We start from the raw sequence: 21,208 nt of genomic DNA, 5'->3' as shown, positions 1-21,208 counted from the left end.
TTCGCCCGCCTCGTGCGCGCCAACCTCATGCATCGCAAACGAACAGACAGCCTTCTCAAACCACCACCCAGCACCAACCGACACAAAGACCAGATGGTAATGCAATGGGTGTGAGATTAAACCGGACAGCAGTGGGTCAAGCCCGAGGATGACGGAGGTTAAGGGCGTGGGCCTTTATAAAGCTTTTCGCGCTGGGCAATAAATATCGCCACGGCCGCCCATCAACCCTTACTGGAACGGGTTCCACCAGCTTTTGCCAGTACCCGCCATAGCGGCATTCTTCTTGCGCTCTTTTTCTTTCTTCGCTTCCGGCTCGCCCAGATCAGCAAGCTGATCCTGCGGCAGGTTGCGGTATTCGACCGGTGGGTCGGTCAGGAATTTGCGCTGATTGCTGTTGACGATGGTGCCGCCCTGCGCATCGGCCTTGGCCTTGCGGAAGGCTTCCCATTTCTGGCTTTCGGTCATCTGGCCGTTCGTGCCGTTACCGGCCAGCAATGGCGAGCGGTAATGTGGGTTGTCCTTGTTGGCGTCGGCTTCCTGACGCAGGCGTTCGCGGGCTTCTTCCGGGGTTTCCGGCCATTGCGGGTTGGTCTCGCGGTTGGCAAGGCTCTGCTGCGGCTGTGCCAGCTGCTCGGCGCGGGCTTGGGCGGGAACAACGAGGCCGGGACGCGGATTGTATTTCAGGTTGCGCTTGCTCTGATCGCCGGTGATGGAGGTGGCACTGCCGAGGTCATCCACCAGCTGTTCAGCCGATGTCTTTCCCGTGCCATAGGTCGGGCTGGTGCACGCGCCTAGTGCAAGGCAAACAGATACTGCGCCAAAAATGGTGCCGTACATGCGAAAACTCTGCGTCATGCTCATTGAAACCCTTCCGCCCCAAGCGCCGTGCGTCCTTACCGGACACCCACAGGGCGCTCTTTATATTAATCTAGTCATCGTGCATTCCGAAAATCGAAGTCGATTTCCGGGCCGATGCTGTAGCCGTCCCGACGACCGGTAGCCCCGCATTGATGCTAAAATCCGGCCAATTTCAGGCAGGTTTACCGGATGAACGGCTAAAGTGCAATTCATCCGGCCATTTTCTTAAGCACTGACGCCAAGTTCACGCAGCGCGACAGCATCGCGGGCCGATACGTCCGGAAACGCAGGATCGGAGCCGACATCGGTGGTGATGCGCCAGGAGCGGGCGCATTTGCGCCCCTCGGCAAGCTTCTGCTCGACCGATACCTTCTGTACTTCGCTCAAGCGGAAGCCATCTGCCGGGCCTTCGCCAGCCACAACCGAGATGGCCGAGGTAATGCAGATTTCCGCAAAGTCCCGACCGTCCAGCGCTGCCATCAGCTCGGCATCGGCGATATGCACGACGGGAGCCGCTTCCAGCGAAGAGCCGATGCGCTTTTCGCGACGTTCCACTTCAAGAGCGCCGGTTACGACGGTACGGACCTTGCGGATTTTATCCCACTTGGCTTCCAGTGCCTCGTTCTTCCATTCCGCAGGAACCTCCGGGAACTGAACGAGATGCACCGATTCCGCATCAGGGTAGCGCGACAGCCATGCCTCTTCCGTCGTAAACGGCAGCATGGGTGCGAGCCATGTGACAAGGCAATCGAACAGCTTTGCGATGACCGACAGCGAGGCACGACGCTTCAGCGACGACGGGGCGTCGCAATAGAGCGCATCCTTGCGGATATCGAAGTAGAAGGCCGACAGCTCGACATTGGCGAAATCGATCAGCGCGCGGGTGATTTTCTTGAAATCGAAGGCATCGTAGCCGTCACGCACGACCTGATCCAGCTCGGACAGGCGGTGCAGCATCAGCTGTTCCAGTTCCGGCAGATCGGCATAGGCAATGTCATCGCCCTTGTCATGCGCCAGCGTGCCCAGCATCCAGCGGATGGTATTGCGCAGCTTGCGGTAGGCATCGATGTTGGTCTGGATGATGGCCTTGCCCAGACGCTGGTCTTCCCAGTAATCCGTGGTCATGACCCACAGACGCAGGATATCCGCGCCGGATTCCTTCATCACGTCCTGCGGTGCCACGACGTTGCCGAGAGACTTGGACTGCTTGCGCCCCTGCTCATCCATGGTGAAACCATGGGTGACGACGGCGTTGTAAGGCGCGCGGCCCCGCGTCGCGCAGCTTTCCAGCAGCGACGAGTGGAACCAGCCACGATGCTGGTCGGAACCTTCCAGATAGACATCGGCTGGCCATTTCAGGTCAGGGCGATCTTCCAGCGTAAAGGTGTGCGTGCAGCCCGAGTCGAACCAGACGTCGAGGATATCGCGCACCTGATGCCACTTGGTGTGATCGTGGTCGTTGCCGAGGAAGCGTTCCTTGGCACCATCCGCAAACCATGCATCCGCACCTTCGGCTTCGAAGGCCTCCAGAATGCGGGCATTGACGGCCTCGTCCAGCAGCACTTCGCCCTTTTCATCGGCGAACACGGCGATCGGGACGCCCCAGGCGCGCTGACGCGACAGCACCCAATCCGGACGGTTCTCGATCATGGCGCGCAGACGGTTCTGGCCAGCGGCTGGCACGAAACGGGTATCGTCGATGGCCGAAAGCGAACGCGAGCGCAGCGTGGTGCCATCGCCCAGTTCCTTGTCCATATAGACAAACCACTGCGGCGTGTTGCGGAAGATGACCGGCTTCTTGGAGCGCCAGCTATGCGGATAGCTGTGCTTCAAGCGGCCACGGGCAAACAGGTTGTTGGCCGCGATCAGCGCCTTGATGACACGCTCGTTTGCATCACCCTTCTTGCCGTTATCGTCCATGACGCGCGCAGCACCGCCTTCAGCAGATGGGCCGAAACCGGGAGCGTCTTCGGTGTAGAAACCATCGTCGCCAACGGTGAACGGGATTTTGGTCTCGATGTCCAATTCGGCGAGCGCCTTAGCATTCCCCATCCACGCATCAAAGTCTTCTCGGCCATGGCCAGGCGCAGTGTGCACAAAGCCAGTGCCAGCATCATCGGTCACATGATCTCCGGCAAGCATCGGTACCTTGAATTTATAACCCATGTTCGCCAGCGGATGCGAGCAGACGATGTTTGCAAGATCGACAGCCTTGAGACCATAAAGACGCTTGAACTCCAACTTTGCCTTAGCGAATGCATCAGCCGCTAGTTTGTCAGCAAAGATCAACTTCTCACCGGGCTGAGGGCCGAATTCATTGGCAGCAGCAGTCACTTCGTAGAGACCATACTCTATATTCCAAGAAAAAGAGATCGCTCGGTTGCCTGGGATTGTCCAAGGCGTAGTCGTCCAGATGACGACTTTGGCGTCGTAAAGATCCGCTCTGAGACGATCTTTTCTAGCTACCGATTCTGTATCTTCGGGATCGAACATCACAGTGTATTCAGCAACAGGGAACTTCACCCAGATCGTATCGCTTTCAACGTCGTGGTACTCAACCTCGGCCTCAGCCAAAGCCGTGCGCTCGACAACCGACCACATGACCGGCTTCGACCCACGGTACAACTGGCCGCTCTTGGCGATCTTCAGCAGTTCGCCAGCGATGCGGGCTTCCGAGTGGAAGTTCATGGTCGTGTAGGGTTGCTCGAAATCGCCCTCGATGCCGAGACGCTTGAATTCGGCGGATTGCTTTTCGATCCAGCCAGCCGCGAACTCACGGCATTCCTGACGGAATTCGTTGATCGGGACCTCGTCCTTGTTCTTGCCCTTGGCGCGGTAGGCTTCCTCGATCTTCCACTCGATGGGAAGGCCGTGGCAATCCCAGCCGGGGACGTAGTTGGCATCGAAACCGCGCATCTGGAACGAGCGGGTGATGACGTCTTTGAGGATCTTGTTCAGCGCGTGGCCGATATGGATGTTGCCGTTGGCATAGGGAGGGCCATCATGCAGCACGAATTTTTCGCGACCGGCAGCGGAGGCGCGCAGCTTCTTGTAAAGACCCATCTGTTGCCAGCGGGCAACCGTTTCCGGCTCCTTCTGGGGCAGACCGGCGCGCATGGGGAAATCCGTCTGCGGCAGGTACAGCGTGGTGGAATAGTCGATCGTTTGTGCGGTGTCGTTCATGATCATACCGTTATGCGGCGTGCCCGAAATTGACAAAGAATTTCAGGGTTGCGCCGTCTTGAGTGCAAGAGAGGCAAAGCGGAGAGGCGCTTGCGGCAAGCGCCGAAATCCCGGACCTTTCGGCTGCTTACTGCGCGCGAAAGGCCGGGCCAATAATTCGGGAAATGAACGTCAACCGAAATTGGTACATGCCGGTTGTTTATGCGTTTTTCCGGCAAAAAGGAAGAGGTTTGTCGGTTTGAATGCTCATGTCTGTCGCCAAATCCGACACCAACCATCAAAAAGCGATTTTCGCATCCAGCTCGCTGAGCGGCGTTACGCCTGACAGCAGCGCCCTCGCCTCTTCCTCGTCGCGCTTGATCTGCGCCACCAGCGGCTCCAGCCCGTCGAATTTCAACTCGTCCCGCAGATGGCCGAAGAAGGAGACAGCGCAGATTTCGCCATAAAGATCGCCGGAGAAATCGAAGACGAATGTTTCAAGAAGGGCCGCGCCATTGTCGGTGACTGTAGGGCGGTAGCCGAAGCTGGCAACACCATCATGAAGCGTGCCATCGGGGCGGCGGAAGCGCACGGCATAGATTCCAGGTTTCAGTTCCGTTTCCGGCGGGAACGCCATGTTGGCGGTGGGGTAACCCAGCGTGCGGCCGAGCTTCTGCCCGCCGATGACTTCGGCCTCGACCGTGTAACGATAACCCAGCAGGCCAGCGGCACCGGCCACATCGCCCTCAGCCAGCAAGTCCCGGATGCGGCTGGAGGAGACAACTTCCGCACCCTCATCGCGGAAGGAATCGATCAGCATCACATCAAAACCGTGCCGTTTGCCCGCCGCCATCAGATAGGCCGGACCGCCTTCGCGTCCCTTGCCGAAGTGGAAATCCACGCCGGTCACGACGGCGCTGGCACCCAGCCAATCGACCAGAATGGATTTGACAAAATCTTCCGCCGAGCGCTGCGAAAAATCCCTGTCGAACGGGTATTCGATGACGGAGTTGAACCCTTCCGCTTCCAGCACCCGCGCCTTGACGGACGCTGGCGTGAGCCGAAACACAGGCGTTTCTGGACGAAAGACCGTGCGGGGATGCGGCTCGAATGTCAGCACCAGTGCCGGAACGTTGCGGGAGGCGGCAAGCTCCAGCGCATGGTCCAGCACTGCGCGGTGGCCGCGATGCACGCCGTCGAAATTGCCAATGGCGATGACGCCGCCCTTCAAATTGTCGGGCAGCGGCTCCTTCTTTTCATTGCGGTGAAAAACGGTCATGGGCAAACTCTGTTTTCAAGCCAGTGCTTCAAGCCAAACGAGGCATCCACCAGCCGGGTGCCGCGTTCTGGCCCTTGAGGTAGGCATTCAGCAGGGCCTCGTCAGTCTCGCCGTTCAACGTATATTCCGCCGCATGAATGCCGCCGCTGATATAGAGAAGCGTCAGGCCCGCATCGATGGCGCCTTTGACATCCGTCGGCATGCCATCGCCGATGGCCAAAACGCGATCCTTGGTGAACGCGCCGCGCACGTCTTTCGCGGCAGCCAGACAGGCTTCGTAGATCGGCGCATGCGGCTTGCCGGCAATGCGGACCTCGCCGCCCAGCTGCTCGAAATAAGCGGCCATGGCGCCGGCGCAGGGAATGATGCGCTCGCCACGTTCCACCACCAGATCGGGGTTGGCGCAGATCATCGGCACGCCGCGGGCAACGAAGCCCTTGAGCATATCCGTGTAATCTTCCGGGGTTTCGGTTTCATCATCGAAAAAGCCGGTGCAGACGACAGCGGTTGCTTCCGTTTCCGGCACCACTTCGATGTCGAGACCTTCCAGCAGCGGCATGTCGCGCTCAGGCCCCAGCAGGAAGACTTTTTTCGGACCCTGCGAAATCAAGGTACGCGTTACATCGCCCGAGGTGATGATGCGATCATAAGCGGTATCGGGAATGCCCAGCGCGCGCAGCTGCGTGATGACGCCGGGGGCCGGGCGTGGGGAGTTGGTGATGAGCACCACCGTCTTGCCCGCCTTGCGCGCCGCTTCCAGCGCGATGGCCGCATCCGGAAAGGCGCTTACGCCATTGTGCAGCACACCCCAGACATCGGAAAGAACAACGTCGAACCGATCTGTGATTTCGCCAAGGGTGGAAATGCGGTGGGCCATGAGATGCTTCCAGACTTTCAAAACTGCCAGATTTTTCAAAAATGCATGGGCGTGACATGGCAAACCGGCACGCCGATTACAAGCAAAAACGAGTCTCGCCGACCAAAGTCGCAGAGAGCCGAGTTCGCCTTTTTGCACTGCAACATGTTGTGATCGCACGTCTGACGTGTTTTTATAGGGCGGGGCTGGCTTACTCTACCGAGGAGCCATCGATGAAGAGAATTGACCAACTCGAGGGTCTTCGTGGTCTTCTGGCCGCATGGGTTGTTCTGGTTCACCTGCTGCCCGCAGCCGGTATTGATCCGGACAGCATGGGTGCGCTGAAACCCCTGATCAACGAGAAAATCCGCGTGCAAATCTTCTGCATCATGAGCGGTTTCGTGATTTTCGTCATGATGTCCTCGCTGTCGGAAGACTATTCGACTTACATAACCCGACGCATCAAACGCATTTATCCCGTCTATATTTTCGCGTTTTTCCTGTCGATTGCCTTCGCCTGGATCGCCTATCAGGCACTGCACACAGCCGATTTCCAGAGCGTGCGCAATGCGGGCCGCATCGCCATTCTCAACCGCAGCTTCGAGAACTGGGAAATGAACACGCTTGCCCATATGACCATGCTGCATGGCATCATTCCCGATAGCTGGCTGCCGCTGGGTGCCTATGCGTTTCTGGGTCAGGCCTGGAATATTTCCACCGAGTTCCAGTTCTACCTGATTGCACCGCTGGCCTTCTGGTGCCTTCACCATTCCAGCAATCTGGTGCGCGTCGGCTTCCTTGCGGTCTCCGTTATCGGTGTCTGGTATTTCCGCCATTGGCCGAATGGGGCGATCCTCGCCAACTACGCCATCTATTTTGCGGCGGGCATCGCCAGTTATTATCTCTGGAAAATGCGCTGGGACGACCAGCCCTTCATGTCGCCGCCAGTCGTTTTGCCGCTGGCCGCCATTGTCGGTTATTTCGATTTGGCCATCGGCGCGTGGATTTTCGTCTTCACCAGCGCAATCATGGTACGCGACAAGGGACGCAAGAAGGGGTTCGTGGCAATGTTTCTGGAGCACCCCGCCATGATGTTCCTGGGCACCGTCTCCTACTCGCTCTATCTGCTGCACATGATCCCGCTTTACGGCTGGATGTATGTGCTGAACGATCAGGGCTTCAGCCAGGCTACCTATTTCGCCATGCTGGCGGCGCTCACCTTCGCCACAGCCATCCCCTTCTCCTACCTCGCGCATAAATATGTGGAGCGGCCATTCTACCGGTCGAAGACGCACCGCACACCCTCTGCGGCAACGATGCGGCCTGCTGTCGAAGGAAAGTAATCAGATGTGCCGCCACCTCCTGCGGCGGCACATCACATCAGCCAGAGCCGAAGAACGCCGCCTGCTATGCCAAGCACCAGCACCGGCACCATGCCGACTTTCCAGCGCATGAGCATCAGCAGAGACAGGACCAGCAGTCCGGTCGCGATGGGATCGAGCGTATTCCAGACCGGCCAGGATATGCCGGGGCCGAAGCTTAGCGGAACAGCGATGCGCTTGACCTCGCCAAACAGCACATGCAGTCCAAACCAGATAGAGAGGTTGAGGATGACACCCACGACCGCTGCCGTGATTGCCGAAAGCGCAGACGACAGAGCGCGATTATTGCGCAGCTTTTCGACATAGGGTGCGCCAAGAAAAATGAAGATGAAGCTCGGCACGAATGTCGCCCACGCCGTGACCGTCGCGCCCAGAACGCCTGCCACCATCGGGTCCAGCCACTCTGCATGGCGAAAGCCGGCCAGAAAGCCGATATAGGGCAGCACCAGCACCAGAGGCCCGGGCGTGGCTTCGGCCAGTGCCAGACCATCCAGCATTTCGCCGGGGGAAAGCCAGCCATGGGTCTCCACCGCCACCTGCGCGACATAGGCCAGCACCGCATAGGCCCCGCCGAAGGTGACGACCGCCATGCGCGAAAAGAAGCTTTGCAAGGTCGCCAGCGTTTCCGGCGCGGAGAAAAGGAAAATCAGCGCCAGCGGGATTTGCCATATCACCAGCCCCAACACGAGCCCTTTCACCCGAGAGAAAAGCGTGACCGGTGTCGTCTCCGCATCCGTCTCGCTTAATTCAACGGCGGCATGACGCGGGCGCAGAAAGCCGATCAGACCCGCCGCGAAGATGACAAGCGGAAACGGCAGGCCGAAAACGAAAAGCGCAATGAAGGCTGCGGCTGCGATGCCAGCCAGAAAACGGCTGACCAGCGCCCGTTTCGCCACCCGGATCAAGGCTTCGATGACAATGGCCAGCACGCAGGCTTTGAGGCCAAACAAAAGACCGGGCAGCCAATGCGTATCCTGATAAAGACAATAGGCCGCGGCAAGTCCCACGATGGCGAAGAAGCCCGGTAGGATGAACAGCGTCCCCGCAACGATACCGCCCCGCACGCCATGCATGAGCCAGCCGATATAGGTAGCCAGTTGCTGCGCCTCCGGACCCGGCAGCAGCATGCAATAATTCAGCGCATGCATGAAGCGGGCTTCAGACACCCACCGTTTCTCATCCACCAGCACACGGTGCATCATGCCGATCTGTCCGGCGGGACCGCCGAAGCTGAGACAGCCTATGCGGGCGAAGACGGATGTGAGCTCGGCGAGAGACGGTTTGGCTGCGGGTGGCGGGTTTATAATATCTGTCATGAACCGCTGATAACCATTTTACATGAAATATTTCCGACAGGGCGTTCTTGACTCACCACAGGCACAGCCCTATCTCTGCCTCGCTAGCACTCTCCAATGAGGAGTGCTAACACTTATCACGCGGACCTTTGATGGGTTCGTACAGGTCATTTGATCGAGGGATTAGACTAATGACAAGCACAACATTCCGTCCGCTGCATGACCGCGTCGTAGTCCGTCGCGTTGAGTCTGAAGCAAAGACCAAGGGCGGCATCATCATTCCTGATACCGCCAAGGAAAAGCCACAGGAAGGCGAAATCGTCGCTGTTGGCACCGGCGCTCGCGACGATAGCGGCAAGCTCGTTCCTCTGGACGTCAAGGCTGGCGACCGCGTGCTGTTCGGCAAGTGGTCCGGCACCGAAGTCAAGCTCGACGGCGAAGACCTTCTGATCATGAAGGAATCCGACATCATGGGCGTTATCGGCTGATTTAAGCCGGTTTTCTCATCCTTACATGACAACCAATGGGCAATGAGCCCGGGAGTTTTCTACCATGGCAGCTAAAGAAATTAAATTCGGCCGCACAGCGCGCGAAAAGATGCTTCGTGGCGTCGACGTTCTCGCAGACGCAGTGAAGGTAACGCTTGGTCCTAAGGGCCGTAACGTCATCATCGACAAGTCCTTCGGCGCACCACGCATCACCAAGGACGGCGTTTCCGTCGCCAAGGAAATCGAACTTGAAGACAAGTTCGAAAACATGGGCGCACAGATGGTCCGCGAAGTTGCTTCGAAGACCAACGACATCGCCGGTGACGGCACCACGACTGCGACCGTTCTTGCACAGGCCATCGTTCGCGAAGGCAACAAGGCTGTTGCAGCCGGCATGAACCCGATGGACCTCAAGCGCGGTATCGACCTCGCTGTTTCCGAAGTTGTTAAGGACCTTCAGGCCAAGGCCAAGAAGATCTCCACTTCCGAAGAAGTTGCACAGGTTGGCACGATCTCTGCAAACGGCGACAAGCAGGTCGGTCTCGACATTGCTGAAGCCATGCAGAAGGTTGGCAACGAAGGCGTTATCACCGTCGAAGAAGCCAAGACCGCTGAAACCGAACTTGAAGTCGTTGAAGGCATGCAGTTCGACCGCGGTTACCTGTCGCCTTACTTCGTCACCAACCCTGAAAAGATGGTTGCTGACCTGGAAGACGCCTACATTCTTCTCCACGAGAAGAAGCTTTCGAACCTTCAGGCCATGCTGCCTGTTCTCGAAGCTGTCGTTCAGACTGGCAAGCCACTCGTCATCATCGCTGAAGACGTCGAAGGCGAAGCTCTTGCTACACTCGTCGTCAACAAGCTGCGTGGCGGCCTGAAGATTGCTGCTGTTAAGGCTCCTGGCTTCGGCGATCGCCGCAAGGCAATGCTCGAAGACATCGCGATCCTGACCGGCGGTACGGTTATTTCCGAAGACATCGGCATCAAGCTCGAAAACGTCACGCTCGACATGCTCGGCAAGGCGAAGAAGGTTTCGATCTCCAAGGAAAACACGACGATCGTCGACGGCTCGGGCCAGAAGTCCGACATCGAAGGCCGCGTTGCACAGATCAAGGCTCAGATCGAAGAAACTTCTTCCGATTATGACCGCGAAAAGCTGCAGGAACGTCTTGCCAAGCTCGCTGGCGGCGTTGCCGTTATCCGCGTTGGCGGCTCCACGGAAATCGAAGTCAAGGAACGCAAGGACCGCATCGACGACGCTCTGAACGCGACACGCGCTGCTGTTCAGGAAGGCATCGTCCCAGGCGGCGGTACTGCTCTTCTGCGCTCTTCCACGAAGATCACCGTCAAGGGTGCAAACGACGACCAGGAAGCCGGCATCAACATCGTTCGCCGCGCTCTTCAGTCGCTGGTTCGCCAGATTGCTGAAAACGCTGGTGACGAAGCCTCCATCGTTGTTGGCAAGATCCTCGACAAGAACGAAGAGAACTACGGCTACAACGCCCAGACCTCTGAATATGGCGACATGATTGCCATGGGTATCGTTGACCCGGTCAAGGTTGTTCGCACAGCCCTGCAGAACGCAGCTTCGGTTGCTTCCCTGCTGATCACGACAGAAGCCATGATTGCAGAACTTCCTAAGAAGGAATCTGCAATGCCTCCAATGCCAGGCGGTGGCATGGGCGGTATGGACTTCTAAGAAGTCTGACCTTCGGAAATACGAAAAGGCGGTCCTTGCGGGCCGCCTTTTTTGTTGTGGCTATCGCACTGGCACAGTATCGTTCAGCGAGTGTAGGTGCGCTAAATGCAACCCTTGGATCGGAGATTAGGTGTCTGAAGCAGAGCAGATAACCAAGAGCACACCCACTTCTTTGTCGTTTGCTCGCAGACGATGTCTCTTAATGTTAGCTGCGCCCTTAATATTTGCGGTCGGATCAACTGTCTACAGCATCATTAGTGTGCCCGTACCCGTTCCATCAAACTACGTCAGGCTAATCCTCACTCTTCTGTGGGCCGAGCTTTTCAGCTTACAGTCAGTAGTCGTATGTACTGTAATACTCTATTTCGGTCGGATATTTGAAGGCCCGCCGGTCGATCTTGAACAGCTGCGTTGGAACTTTCCACGCTGGATATTTGAGCAGCCGTTCTTTGGCATCACTCTCGGCCTGTCTTTATTTTGTTCTCCTCTGCTCATCGTTATAGGGCTAAGCGGCATAATTTACCTTCTCGCTGCAGGAGTTGTTCTCTATTTAATGCCGCGACTTTTGGCTCAGGGGGCTATCGGTTACGGTATTTTTATCGTCCTGTGTCTCGTTGGCGGATGCATGCTGTCTATGCTCCTCCCCCATAAAAACAACGCTAGTGCGTGCGAGGCCGATAAGACTGTGCCGCTTCGCTCTGGTGCGACAGTGGCATGTGACGAGTACGCCTTCATTGAAAGAGCGGAGGGCCTTATCATCAAACACGGCCAATCATCTATTTTCGTGCCGCTGAAGGACCTCTCACCCTACGAGATCGAAGCACTCGGACCCGGTAGTTTGTCAATACGAGGCGGGATTAGGCCAATTGACTAAAGCCAGCCAAACCGTCCATCGTCTTCAAATAGTGAACAAATAGTCTTCACTTGTTCATCTTTCCTGCGATGCCGAATTGGCGCATATGTCAATTATCAATTAACGCCATCCGGGCAACATCTTGGAGACTTCCATGTCCAGCAGCCAGAACACACTCGTGCTCGTCGCGCGTATTCTTCTTTCCTTCATCTTCATCTATTCAGGCTTCGGTAAGCTGACCGACCCTGCTGGCACCGCTGGCATGATTTCCGGCGCTGGCCTCCCTGCCGCGACTGCTCTTGCCTATCTCGCCGGCGCTTTCGAACTGCTCACCGGCCTTGCCATTCTCGTTGGCTTCCAGACGAAAGTCGCCGCCTGGGCACTCGCTGCGTTCTGCGTGTTCACCGGCCTCGTTTTCCACAGCGGCACCGTTGCCGTTCCTGGCTGGCCTGATGCGGCTCTGGGCTGGATCAACACGCTGAACGGCATCATGCTGATGAAGAACATCACGCTGGCTGGCGCTTACATCCTGCTCGCCACCTTCGGTGCTGGCGCCTACTCGCTTGATGCCCGCCGCGGTCTTGTTGCTGCGCGCGCCTGATTGGAGTGATCAAAAGAAAGGCCGCCGGAGCGATCCGGCGGCCTTTTTTATTTCACGAAATCTTTCTCGTAACCGGGAAGATCATCGATATCGGACAGCCAGTCCACTGCCGATTTGGTCCATATCTGGGCCTTGGGAACCAGTGCGTCGCGCTCATTGATGCTTCCCCAGCGAATGCCCCATTCCTTCGCCTCCTCGCCCTCGCCGCTGGTAAACAAAGGCGAGCCACACTCCGGGCAGAAATGCTGGTTGCGTGTGCGACCGTTGTCGGCAGTCTTTCGATAGATCTTCGGCTGGTTTTCACTAATTTTGAGGGCGGAGCGCTGAACCAGCACCGTGACGCGAAAGGGTGAGCCGGTCAGCCGCTGGCAATCCGTGCAATGGCAAATACCGACGCGCCCGGGATCAGCCTGCGCTTCGAACTTGATATGGCCGCACTGGCACTGGCCGGTAATATGCATGATGAGCTCCTTCTCCAAGAAACCCATCATAGAGCAGCCGCTCAATAAACCAAGGTTTACAGGGCGGATTGCACGCGAGCGATAATGTCGCTTACCACCGCGTCACCTTCATGTTCCGGCTTGCGTGCCCGCACAAAGCAGGCTTCGGACCGCAGGATGATGCCGTCAGTCAGGATTTTCAGGTGGTTGGCCTTCAGCGTCGAGCCGGTGGAGGTGATATCGACGATGATATCCGCCTGCCCCGCCGCCGGTGCGCCCTCGGTGGCACCGAGGCTTTCCACGATGCGGTAAAGCTGGATGCCGTGCTGGCGCGAGAAGAACTGCTGCGTTAACCGCCAATATTTGGTGGCGATGGCGAGGCGGCGGCCATGGCGGGCGCGGAATTCGGAGGCGACATCGCCAAGATCGGCCATGCTGTCCACATCCAGCCAGATTTCCGGCACGGCCACCACGACATCGGCGTGGCCGAAACCGAGGCGGGCGCAGAATTCAACGCGGTTTTCGACATCAACAAGATCTTCGCGCACCAGGTCCTCGCCGGTGACGCCAAAATCCACGGTGCCATTGCCGATTTCGCGAGCGATTTCGGAGGCCGAGAGATAGGCGATCTCGATATCGTCGCGCCCCTCGACCCGGCCGCGATAGGAGCGGTCATTGCCGATGGCGAGAACCTTCAAGCCCGCGCGCTCCAGAATGGCGGAGGCGTCTTCCTTCATGCGACCCTTGGAGGGCAAAGCGATGGTGATGGTCATGCCGTGGCCCTCATGGCTTCGATGCGATCCAGCCAGAGCGAGAAACCGACCGCCGGTATTTTGTCTTTAGCGCCGAGCAGCGTCATCAGCCGGTCAAACCGACCGCCGCCAGCCAGAACGGCATTTTCGCCTTCCACGCCGACTTCGAAAACGAGGCCGGTGTAATAATCCAGCGGACGCCCAAAGGCTGCGCCATAGGTGATGGCATCAAGATCAAGACCGCCATTGGCGAGCGCTGCCACGCGGGCGTCAAACGCAGACAAGGCAGCATCCAGTTTCAGCTTCGCCTTATCGGCAAAGTCGGACAGCGTTTGAGATGCCTGCGATAGCGGCGCTTGTAGGGACAGGAACTGTTTCAACAGCTCGAAACTTTCGTCCGGCAGGCGCGTGGCGGCCAGCGCCAGTTTTTCGCGCAGACGCCGGGCAATTTCCTGCGGCGCGCGGCTGGCATTGGTGGAGTAACCGGTGTCCTGCATGACGCTATCGATATAATCAACCAGCACCTTTTCCTCACCGGTGGCGAGCAGACCCGCAACGCGAGCATCGAGCCCGGTCATCGGCTTGGGGCTGACGAGGCTTTGCAGCAAGGCGTCCAGCTGCACGGTATCGCCAAAGGCCTGAACCAGCCGCTTCTGCCAGCCTTGCGGCAGGCCGAGTGCGGCAACCACAGCCTCGAACACCTGCTGATCGCCCAGCGTAACGGTCAACTTGCGACCGGGCAGCAGCCGCTTCAAAATGGCGGTCGCATCGCTGATGGCGCGGGCATCGGCGCTCGCGATATCCGTATCGCCCAAGTCCTCTATGCCCGCCTGATAAAACTCGCTCGATCCATCCCGACGCTGACGGAAAACCTCGCCCAGATAGGAATAGCGCTTTGGCGTACCGGTTGCGGTTTCGATATGGCGCAGGCAGACGGGAATGGTGAATTCAGGACGCAGGCAAAGGCTCGCCCCCGTCTCACTCTCCGTCATGAAAATCCGGCGGCGCAGGTCTTCCCCGGCCATATCCAGAAACGGTTCGGCGGGCTGGATGACCGGCGTATTGACGCGCGCCGTCTTGCGGGCTGCGAATTCATCCAAGAGCTCTGCGGAAAAGTCTGGCATATCGATCAGAGGCATGAAGTGGCACTTTTTGTCACGGTTGCAGCGGCTGCATCATTTCAATGCGATTGCCGAAGGGATCATAGACGTAAAAGCGGTCATACCCTTCTAGTGGCTCATCCTCAACCACAAGGCAGCCTGCCGTTTCAAGTGTTTTTCTGAATTCGGCCAGATCATTGACGATAAAGGCCGGGTGCGCCTTTCTGGCGGGCCGAAAATCGTCCTCGACCCCCACGTGCACCTTTAACGTCCCGCGCCCGAACCAGCAGCCGCCTTTCTTGGCGAGATTGTCGGGCTTTGGCTGTTCTTCCAGCTCCAGCAGACCGGAATAAAATGCGCGCGCATCGTCTTCCCGGCCCGCAGGCATTGCCAGTTGAACATGATCCAGCGACAGGATCGCCATTATATCATCCCTCGGTTGCCCGGCGACGATCTTCGGCCTGTGCTGCCAGAATCTCTTTCACCTTCGCGACCAGTTCCGCTTCCGGCACGGTTTCCTGCGCCACGCGCGCTTCGCGCCATGCGGCGTTGTCCTCGATCTCGCCGGACAGGCGTTTGCCTTCGATCAGGTCCTTGATCTGCACAACTTCCTCCGCACGCTCGTCTCCACCCTGAATGATGGCGATGGGCGCGCCCATGCGGTCGGCATATTTCAGCTGGTTGCCGAATTTCTTCCAATTGCCTTGATACATTTCGGCACGAATGCCTTCCTTACGCAGCGCCTGCGTGAAGCGCTGATAGCGCCCCATGCTCTCCACATCACCATCCATGACGGTAATGAGAACCGGCGCGAGCGGCTTGACCTGACCGAGCTTGCCAAGGTTTTTCAGTGCCGTCATCAGGCGCGAAACGCCGATGGAAAAGCCCGTTGCCGGAACCGGCTGGCCCATGAAGCGGGAAACGAGCCCGTCATAACGACCACCTCCGCCGACTGAGCCGAAGACGACCTTTTCGCCCTTTTCGTTGGTGACATCGAAAGTAAGTTCGGCTTCGTAGACCGGGCCGGTATAGTATTCGAGGCCACGGACCACCGAAACATCAATCCTGACTCTTTTTGTTCCATAGCCAGCAGAGCGCACCAAGCCGCTTATTTGCTGCAACTCACGGACACCTTCCTTCAGCTTTTCACTATCCGGAAACAATTCTAAAAAGAGCTCGAGCACCCTCGGATTTCCAAGAACCATTTGCCCAACATCTATCTGAGCAGGCTTTTGGTCCTGAGAAACGAGAATTTGATCATCAGCTAAAAGTTCGGCGTCCTTCATGAACATAAAGTAATCACGGCGCCCATCATCTCTAATAATATAGAGCTTTTCAATTCGTTCTATCTGGGTGTCATCCAGTCCCGCTCCCTTAGTGAAGTCACCGGACTCGTCCTTGCGACCCGGGCCTAGCAGCAACTTCACACCTTCCGGTCCAAACTTGTCGAGTTTGTCGATGGCACGCAGTACATTTAGACGACGCCCTGCATTCTCCTCACCACCAAGACCGATGGCTTCCATCACGCCATCCAGAACCTTGCGGTTGTTGACACGGATCACATAATCACCACGCTTGATACCGAGCGCCTCCAGCGTATCCGCCATCATCATGCACATCTCGGCATCGGCCTGAACACCCGGTGCACCGACGCTATCGGCATCGAACTGCATGAACTGGCGGAAGCGGCCGGGGCCGGGCTTTTCGTTGCGGAAGACGTAACCGGCGCGGTAGGTGCGGAAGGGGAGCTGTATCTCGTTGAAATTCTCAGCGACGTAGCGGGCGAGTGGAGCCGTGAGGTCGTAGCGCAGGCTCATCCACTGGTCGTCATCATCCGTCAGCGAAAACACGCCTTCGTTCGGACGGTCGCTGTCGGGCAGGAATTTTCCGAGAGCATCGGTATATTCGAACAGCGGTGTTTCAATGGGATCAAAGCCGTAGAGTTCGTAAACGCCACGGATTTTCTCGATCATCTCATTGGTGGCATGGATATCGGCAGCCGAACGATCCACGAAGCCGCGCGGCAGGCGGGCTTTCAGTTTCTGAGGCTTTTTTGCTTTTTCGCTCATGATGCCGGTCCAATTGTCTCTTGAAATCAAGCCGGTGTATTAGAGGATGAAGCCTTGTGCGGCAAGGGTGTGGCCGGTGGGAATTGCTGGCATTGTTAAGGCGGATATGCTATTTGGGATACATGCATCCCACTCCACTGCCGGGAGAAGAGAACCATGAGCAAACAGACCGCCATCCGCCTGCCGGATGAAACCTATGAGCGCCTGAAGGCGCTTTCCGAGCGCACGGGCCGGACATCCGCCTATTATATCCGCGAGGCTATCGAAAAGCACATCGAGGATATGGAGGATTTGTATCTGGCGGAAGAGGCGACGCGGCGTCGGCTTGAGAACAACGAGCCCACCTACACTCTGGAAGAAGTGAAGCGCCGCCTTGGTCTGGACAATTGAGTTTCAGGAAAAGCCACTCAAGCAGCTTGAAAAGCTTGGAAAAACCAATGCCACGCGCATTATTTCTTATCTGACAGACCGTATTGCGCTCGACGAGGACCCACGAAGAAGTGGGATAGCCCTACGGGGTTCGGAACTCGGCAATTACTGGCGCTACCGCGTTGGCGATTACCGCATCCTCTGCGACATTCAGGACCACAAGCTCGTGGTGCTCGTCATCGAAATCGGCCACCGCCGGGAAATCTACCGCTAAATCATGATCCTCGAAGCCATCAACTACGCCGCGACCTATACCAAGACCCCGTCGGAATTTCGGCCTTATGTGCGTTATTCCGTCAATCTCTGGGCGCGGGCGAACCGTTGCAAACAAGCATGGGCGGAGCATGAAGAGAATAGCCGCAATTTCATTCTGGCTTCCGCTGCGAAACTCAGGCAGCGCCGCACGGCAGTCGTGCTAGGTTCCGGCCTTCTGCGGGATGTGCCGCTCAAGCAACTGGCTGCGGCTTTCGATACTGTTGTGCTAGTCGATCTGGTGCATCTGGCCAGCGTGCGCGCGGGACTTTGGCGCCATGCCAAAAGCGTCGTCCTCAACTATCGCGATCTCTCGGGTTTCGATGCCTTGCAGGCAGGTAAAGAACCGGAGCCTTTGAGTTTTCTGCGGCAGGTGCCTTATCTTGATCTCGTCATTTCCGCCAATCTGCTGTCGCAGATCGGAACCGGCGTGCAGAACCGCCTTGAGAAAGAGCCTGCACACACGGTGCCGGACGATACCCTGCCCCGGCTTATTCAGGCTCATGTCGATGGCCTTTCCGGCCTGCCCTGCAAGGCCTGCCTTCTCACCGATACCGGCTTTGAGGTGATCGATAAGAACGGCGGGTTACGGCAGCAGGAAGACCTCTTGTATGGCGTGTCGGTGCCACGCATCGCACGCCAGTGGAACTGGCCGGTCGTACCCTTCGGCGAGGAAAGCCGCGATTATCAGATCATTCATAAGGTGATTGCCGCCGAGTTGACCTGATGCCCTTTTCCCGTCGCTTTTCAGCCGCTAGATATGCCTCATGCGCTTTGTTGTTCACATGCTGATGTTTTTGGCCTGGATGCTGTACGGCGCGATGCCCGCGCAGGCAGCGATCAGTATGTCCATGCCAATGAGCAACGTGAAAGCCCATGCTTCCGAGATGACGCATGGAGACCATGCCATGCCTGTTGCGCCGTCAGAAAATATTGACACCAGCGATCCCTGCCCGCACCGGGGAAGCATGACCCATGCGCCTTTCTGCGCAGCATGCCTAGTGCTGATCCCCGAACTGCGTTTTGCCGAGAAGGGACGCGCGCCGCTTGGCTACCCAAAGCCCGAATTGCAGCGGGCTTTTATCGGCAATGTTCCGGCTCCGCCGCTGCCCCCTCCCCGCGCCTGAATTACACAGACGACCATAGGTTCAAAGATACTGTCAGACACAGGAAGGATAATCCATGTCTATCAAAACCATATCCATCACAGCAGCTTTTGTCGCCGCACTCATAATTCCCGCCCATGCGCAGGATGCTGGTAGCCATGCGGGCCACACCATGTCCAAGGGTGCGGCATCCGAAAATGCCTCGACACAGGCTTTTATGGAAGCCAGCAAAAAGATGCATGAGGATATGTCGGCGAAATACACCGGCGATGCCGATGTGGATTTCGTTCGCGGCATGATCCCCCATCATCAAGGCGCTATCGATATGGCCAAGGTGGAATTGCAATATGGCAAGGACCCGGAAATCCGCAAACTGGCGCAAGAGGTGATCAAAGCGCAGGAAGCGGAAATTGCCATGATGAAAGAGTGGCTGAAATCAAAGGGCCACTAAAGAAAGACTTTGGAGAGGCGGCCTATGGCTGCCTTTCCACCGTAATCGTGTAATTGGCACCCAGGCCACGGCGCGAAGCGCTGAGGACGAGGATGGGGCGGATCAGCCATTCCGTGTCTGCCTTGGGCGTCAGCAGTGCCGTGTTGTTGCCCGCATCGCTGAAGAAGATCGCGTCGTCCTCGGGCTTGGCGAAATCGAAGATGGCCATGACCACGAATTCGCTTCGGCTGGCGAGGGTTACTTTCAGCTTCTCTCCGGCCTTGACCTTGAGGCGATAGACATCGCCGCGGCCCTGCCGCGTCCAGCCATTCAGCACCAACGGGCCCGTGGCTGGCATGGCGGCGGGCTGCAGCTTTTCGCCGTCATCCAGCCAGATGCCATCGACATTGCGGCCTTCGGCATGGGCGGGAGCCATCGCAGATAGGGCGAGAAGGAATGCCAGAAGAATGTGGGAAAACCGGGTCATGGGCGTGAAAACTCCAGCCTTTGCGTTTCGATACGCGGGCGGCAATGGCAACCTTCGATATGGTCGTTGACCATGCCCATGGCCTGCATGAAGGCGTAAATGGTGGTGGGACCGACAAAGGTCCAGCCGCGCTTTTTAAGGTCTTTCGACAGGCGCGTGGAGGCGGGCGTGATGGGGTTGGCGCGCAGGGTTGCGTAATCGAACACCGGCGGGCGTTCTTCCGGCCTCGGCTCGAAGCTCCAGAAATAGCGGGCGAGCGAGCCGAACTCATCGCGCATCTCGATGGCGCGGCGGGCGTTGTTTATGGTGGAAAATATCTTGCCTCGATGGCGGATGATGCCCTTGTCGGCCACGCAGCGCTCGACATCCGCCTCACCGAAGTCTGCCACCTTGTCGAAATCGAAACCGCAGAAAGCGGCGCGAAAGGCTTCTCGCTTGCGCAGCACAGTCAGCCAGGAGAGGCCGGACTGAAAGCCTTCGAGACAAATCTTTTCGAAGAGGCGCGTGTCGTCCTTGACCGGACGTCCCCATTCTTCATCGTGATAAAGCGCGTAGTCCGCCAGCCCCTGTTGCCAGGAACAGCGGATGAGGCCGTCTTCACCCGTCGAAAGTCCGGTTTCACTCATGGCGCCATGCTCTTTTCCATCGTCTGCCGGTGATTACCATTGATTCACTCTGTTTCAAAACCGTGCGCTAACCTTATTAAAAGGTTTCGTCCAAATCGCGGCTTTTCATGAACGGCCATTTACCATTCGCTGTCTCGGAGGTGCGAACGTGACGGTTATGTTCCGGTGTCATGTAGAGAGTCCACCCGATGTCGATGAAACCCGTTTTTATGGCGCTGAGCCTTGTCTGCGCCTTCTCCATGCCAGCCCTTGCCAATGATCGTTATCGCGAGCGCCCGCCTGTCGTGGTCAGCCCCGACCTGACGGCCCCTTGGGTGATGCAGTTGGGTGGAGCGCAGGTTCGCCCGGTGGTTTACCCGCAGCGTCCTGCGCGTCCGTCGCTGTTCCAGCGACCCGTTGCACAGCCGCGCGCGCAGGCCGTGGCCGCACGACCGAATACGCCAAACATGCGCATCGACCCACAATTCCTGCCGCAGATGGTGCAGTATCAGGGCAAGGAAGCACCGGGCACTATCGTCATCGATACGCCCAACCGCTTCCTTTATCTCGTCATGGCAGATGGAAAAGCGCGCCGCTACGGCGTTGGCGTCGGCAAGCCGGGCTTCGAATGGGCCGGCACGCACAAGATCACCCGCAAGAACGAATGGCCAAGCTGGACGCCGCCGCAGGAAATGATCACCCGCGAAGCCGCCAAGGGCCATTACCTGCCTGCCTTCATGGAAGGTGGCCCGGCGAACCCGATGGGTGCCCGCGCCATGTATCTCGGCTCCACGCTTTACCGCATTCACGGCACCAACCAGCCATGGACCATCGGCAGCAACAATTCGTCGGGCTGCATCCGCATGCGCAATGAAGATGTGACTGATCTTTACGAACGCGTGGATGTCGGCACGAAGGTCATAGTGATCTGATAGCAACGCTGAAGTCATTCTTCACGCCGGAGAGTTGTGAAACGGACTGAACGTGCTTGCCGGATGGCTGAAATGCGTTAAGTTCCGAGCATAAACTTTGGCGGGGGACGTCAAGGGGCCGGAAGCGCTTTAA

Annotated in this window: 23 protein-coding genes; 11 read left to right on the top strand and 12 right to left on the bottom strand. The window is 57.7% G+C overall.

The window, feature by feature from the left end:
• Positions 1-228: 228 nt before the first annotated feature.
• The 4 genes from ABUK73_RS09245 to ABUK73_RS09230 all read right to left on the bottom strand — a co-directional run bounded on the left by ABUK73_RS09245 (position 229) and on the right by ABUK73_RS09230 (position 6,176).
• Positions 229-855, bottom strand: a complete 627-nt coding sequence (locus ABUK73_RS09245; protein WP_353577017.1) for a hypothetical protein — start codon at positions 853-855, stop codon at positions 229-231.
• A 228-nt stretch (positions 856-1,083) separates the two neighbouring features.
• The gene (gene ileS / locus ABUK73_RS09240; protein WP_353577008.1) at positions 1,084-4,041 is read right to left on the bottom strand and encodes an isoleucine--tRNA ligase; all 2,958 of its coding nucleotides are present in this window, start codon (positions 4,039-4,041) and stop codon (positions 1,084-1,086) included.
• A gap of 277 nt (positions 4,042-4,318) precedes the next feature.
• The gene (locus ABUK73_RS09235) at positions 4,319-5,299 is read right to left on the bottom strand and encodes a bifunctional riboflavin kinase/FAD synthetase (protein WP_353577007.1); all 981 of its coding nucleotides are present in this window, start codon (positions 5,297-5,299) and stop codon (positions 4,319-4,321) included.
• A gap of 28 nt (positions 5,300-5,327) precedes the next feature.
• A complete protein-coding gene (locus ABUK73_RS09230) occupies positions 5,328-6,176 on the bottom strand; it encodes a TIGR01459 family HAD-type hydrolase (protein WP_353577006.1) in 849 nt (282 codons plus the stop codon).
• A 212-nt stretch (positions 6,177-6,388) separates the two neighbouring features.
• Between ABUK73_RS09230 and ABUK73_RS09225 the strand changes: the two genes are divergently transcribed.
• Positions 6,389-7,498 (top strand): acyltransferase family protein, encoded by a 1,110-nt coding sequence (locus ABUK73_RS09225; RefSeq protein WP_353577005.1) that lies wholly within the window; start codon positions 6,389-6,391, stop codon positions 7,496-7,498.
• Positions 7,499-7,530: 32 nt separating this feature from the next.
• On the opposite strand, the gene chrA is transcribed toward ABUK73_RS09225, so the two are convergent.
• A complete protein-coding gene (chrA, locus tag ABUK73_RS09220; protein ID WP_353577004.1) occupies positions 7,531-8,853 on the bottom strand; it encodes a chromate efflux transporter in 1,323 nt (440 codons plus the stop codon).
• Between the two features lie 170 nt (positions 8,854-9,023).
• Between chrA and groES the strand changes: the two genes are divergently transcribed.
• From groES to ABUK73_RS09200, 4 genes are all read left to right on the top strand, one after another.
• Positions 9,024-9,320 (top strand): co-chaperone GroES, encoded by a 297-nt coding sequence (gene groES / locus ABUK73_RS09215; RefSeq protein ID WP_045229730.1) that lies wholly within the window; start codon positions 9,024-9,026, stop codon positions 9,318-9,320.
• 64 nt (positions 9,321-9,384) lie between these two features.
• On the top strand, positions 9,385-11,019 hold the full coding sequence (gene groL, locus ABUK73_RS09210) for a chaperonin GroEL (RefSeq protein WP_353577003.1): 1,635 nt from the start codon (positions 9,385-9,387) through the stop codon (positions 11,017-11,019).
• A gap of 130 nt (positions 11,020-11,149) precedes the next feature.
• A complete protein-coding gene (locus ABUK73_RS09205; RefSeq protein ID WP_353577002.1) occupies positions 11,150-11,893 on the top strand; it encodes a hypothetical protein in 744 nt (247 codons plus the stop codon).
• A 133-nt stretch (positions 11,894-12,026) separates the two neighbouring features.
• Entirely contained in the window at positions 12,027-12,473 is a 447-nt protein-coding gene (locus ABUK73_RS09200) for a DoxX family protein (RefSeq protein WP_353577001.1), read from the top strand.
• 47 nt (positions 12,474-12,520) lie between these two features.
• Here ABUK73_RS09200 and ABUK73_RS09195 read toward each other — a convergent pair whose 3' ends face one another.
• Genes ABUK73_RS09195 through hisS form a run of 5 tightly spaced genes read right to left on the bottom strand, consistent with a single transcriptional unit; the run spans position 12,521 to position 16,834 of the window.
• Complete coding sequence (locus tag ABUK73_RS09195) at positions 12,521-12,934, bottom strand: GFA family protein (RefSeq protein ID WP_353577000.1); 414 nt, start codon at positions 12,932-12,934, stop codon at positions 12,521-12,523.
• A gap of 56 nt (positions 12,935-12,990) precedes the next feature.
• Complete coding sequence (gene hisG, locus ABUK73_RS09190) at positions 12,991-13,686, bottom strand: ATP phosphoribosyltransferase (RefSeq protein WP_353576999.1); 696 nt, start codon at positions 13,684-13,686, stop codon at positions 12,991-12,993.
• Positions 13,683-14,804 (bottom strand): ATP phosphoribosyltransferase regulatory subunit, encoded by a 1,122-nt coding sequence (locus ABUK73_RS09185; protein ID WP_353576998.1) that lies wholly within the window; start codon positions 14,802-14,804, stop codon positions 13,683-13,685. Before ABUK73_RS09185 ends, hisG begins: the two co-directional genes overlap by 4 nt.
• A 16-nt stretch (positions 14,805-14,820) precedes the next feature.
• Positions 14,821-15,189, bottom strand: coding sequence for a VOC family protein (locus ABUK73_RS09180; protein ID WP_353576997.1), 369 nt, complete (start codon positions 15,187-15,189; stop codon positions 14,821-14,823).
• Between the two features lie 4 nt (positions 15,190-15,193).
• Positions 15,194-16,834, bottom strand: coding sequence for a histidine--tRNA ligase (hisS, locus tag ABUK73_RS09175; RefSeq protein ID WP_353576996.1), 1,641 nt, complete (start codon positions 16,832-16,834; stop codon positions 15,194-15,196).
• Positions 16,835-16,990: 156 nt separating this feature from the next.
• Between hisS and relB the strand changes: the two genes are divergently transcribed.
• The 5 genes from relB to copM are packed head-to-tail and all read left to right on the top strand — an operon-like array spanning position 16,991 to position 19,072.
• The gene (gene relB / locus ABUK73_RS09170) at positions 16,991-17,224 is read left to right on the top strand and encodes a type II toxin-antitoxin system RelB family antitoxin (RefSeq protein ID WP_353576995.1); all 234 of its coding nucleotides are present in this window, start codon (positions 16,991-16,993) and stop codon (positions 17,222-17,224) included.
• Positions 17,208-17,477, top strand: a complete 270-nt coding sequence (locus ABUK73_RS09165) for a type II toxin-antitoxin system RelE family toxin (RefSeq protein ID WP_353576994.1) — start codon at positions 17,208-17,210, stop codon at positions 17,475-17,477. The genes relB and ABUK73_RS09165 overlap by 17 nt, the downstream gene beginning before the upstream one ends.
• A gap of 3 nt (positions 17,478-17,480) precedes the next feature.
• A complete protein-coding gene (locus ABUK73_RS09160) occupies positions 17,481-18,242 on the top strand; it encodes a hypothetical protein (protein WP_353576993.1) in 762 nt (253 codons plus the stop codon).
• A gap of 40 nt (positions 18,243-18,282) precedes the next feature.
• On the top strand, positions 18,283-18,642 hold the full coding sequence (locus ABUK73_RS09155; RefSeq protein WP_353576992.1) for a hypothetical protein: 360 nt from the start codon (positions 18,283-18,285) through the stop codon (positions 18,640-18,642).
• A 55-nt stretch (positions 18,643-18,697) separates the two neighbouring features.
• The gene (gene copM, locus ABUK73_RS09150) at positions 18,698-19,072 is read left to right on the top strand and encodes a CopM family metallochaperone (protein WP_353576991.1); all 375 of its coding nucleotides are present in this window, start codon (positions 18,698-18,700) and stop codon (positions 19,070-19,072) included.
• A 22-nt stretch (positions 19,073-19,094) separates the two neighbouring features.
• Here copM and ABUK73_RS09145 read toward each other — a convergent pair whose 3' ends face one another.
• Both ABUK73_RS09145 and ABUK73_RS09140 read right to left on the bottom strand, forming a co-directional pair.
• Positions 19,095-19,538: a hypothetical protein gene (locus ABUK73_RS09145; RefSeq protein ID WP_353576990.1), complete on the bottom strand. Its 444-nt coding sequence runs from the start codon at positions 19,536-19,538 to the stop codon at positions 19,095-19,097.
• Positions 19,535-20,164 (bottom strand): DNA-3-methyladenine glycosylase I, encoded by a 630-nt coding sequence (locus ABUK73_RS09140; protein ID WP_353576989.1) that lies wholly within the window; start codon positions 20,162-20,164, stop codon positions 19,535-19,537. The genes ABUK73_RS09145 and ABUK73_RS09140 overlap by 4 nt, the downstream gene beginning before the upstream one ends.
• Before the next feature lie 188 nt (positions 20,165-20,352).
• Here ABUK73_RS09140 and ABUK73_RS09135 point away from each other — a divergent pair, with 188 nt between their 5' ends.
• A complete protein-coding gene (locus ABUK73_RS09135) occupies positions 20,353-21,075 on the top strand; it encodes a L,D-transpeptidase (protein ID WP_353576988.1) in 723 nt (240 codons plus the stop codon).
• Positions 21,076-21,208: the final 133 nt, after the last annotated feature.

This window comes from Agrobacterium vacciniicorymbosi, from assembly GCF_040427045.1.
Taxonomy (GTDB): domain Bacteria; phylum Pseudomonadota; class Alphaproteobacteria; order Rhizobiales; family Rhizobiaceae; genus Agrobacterium.
Note: the sequence above shows the minus strand (reverse complement) of the source record. Positions and strands in the feature narration are given on the sequence as shown.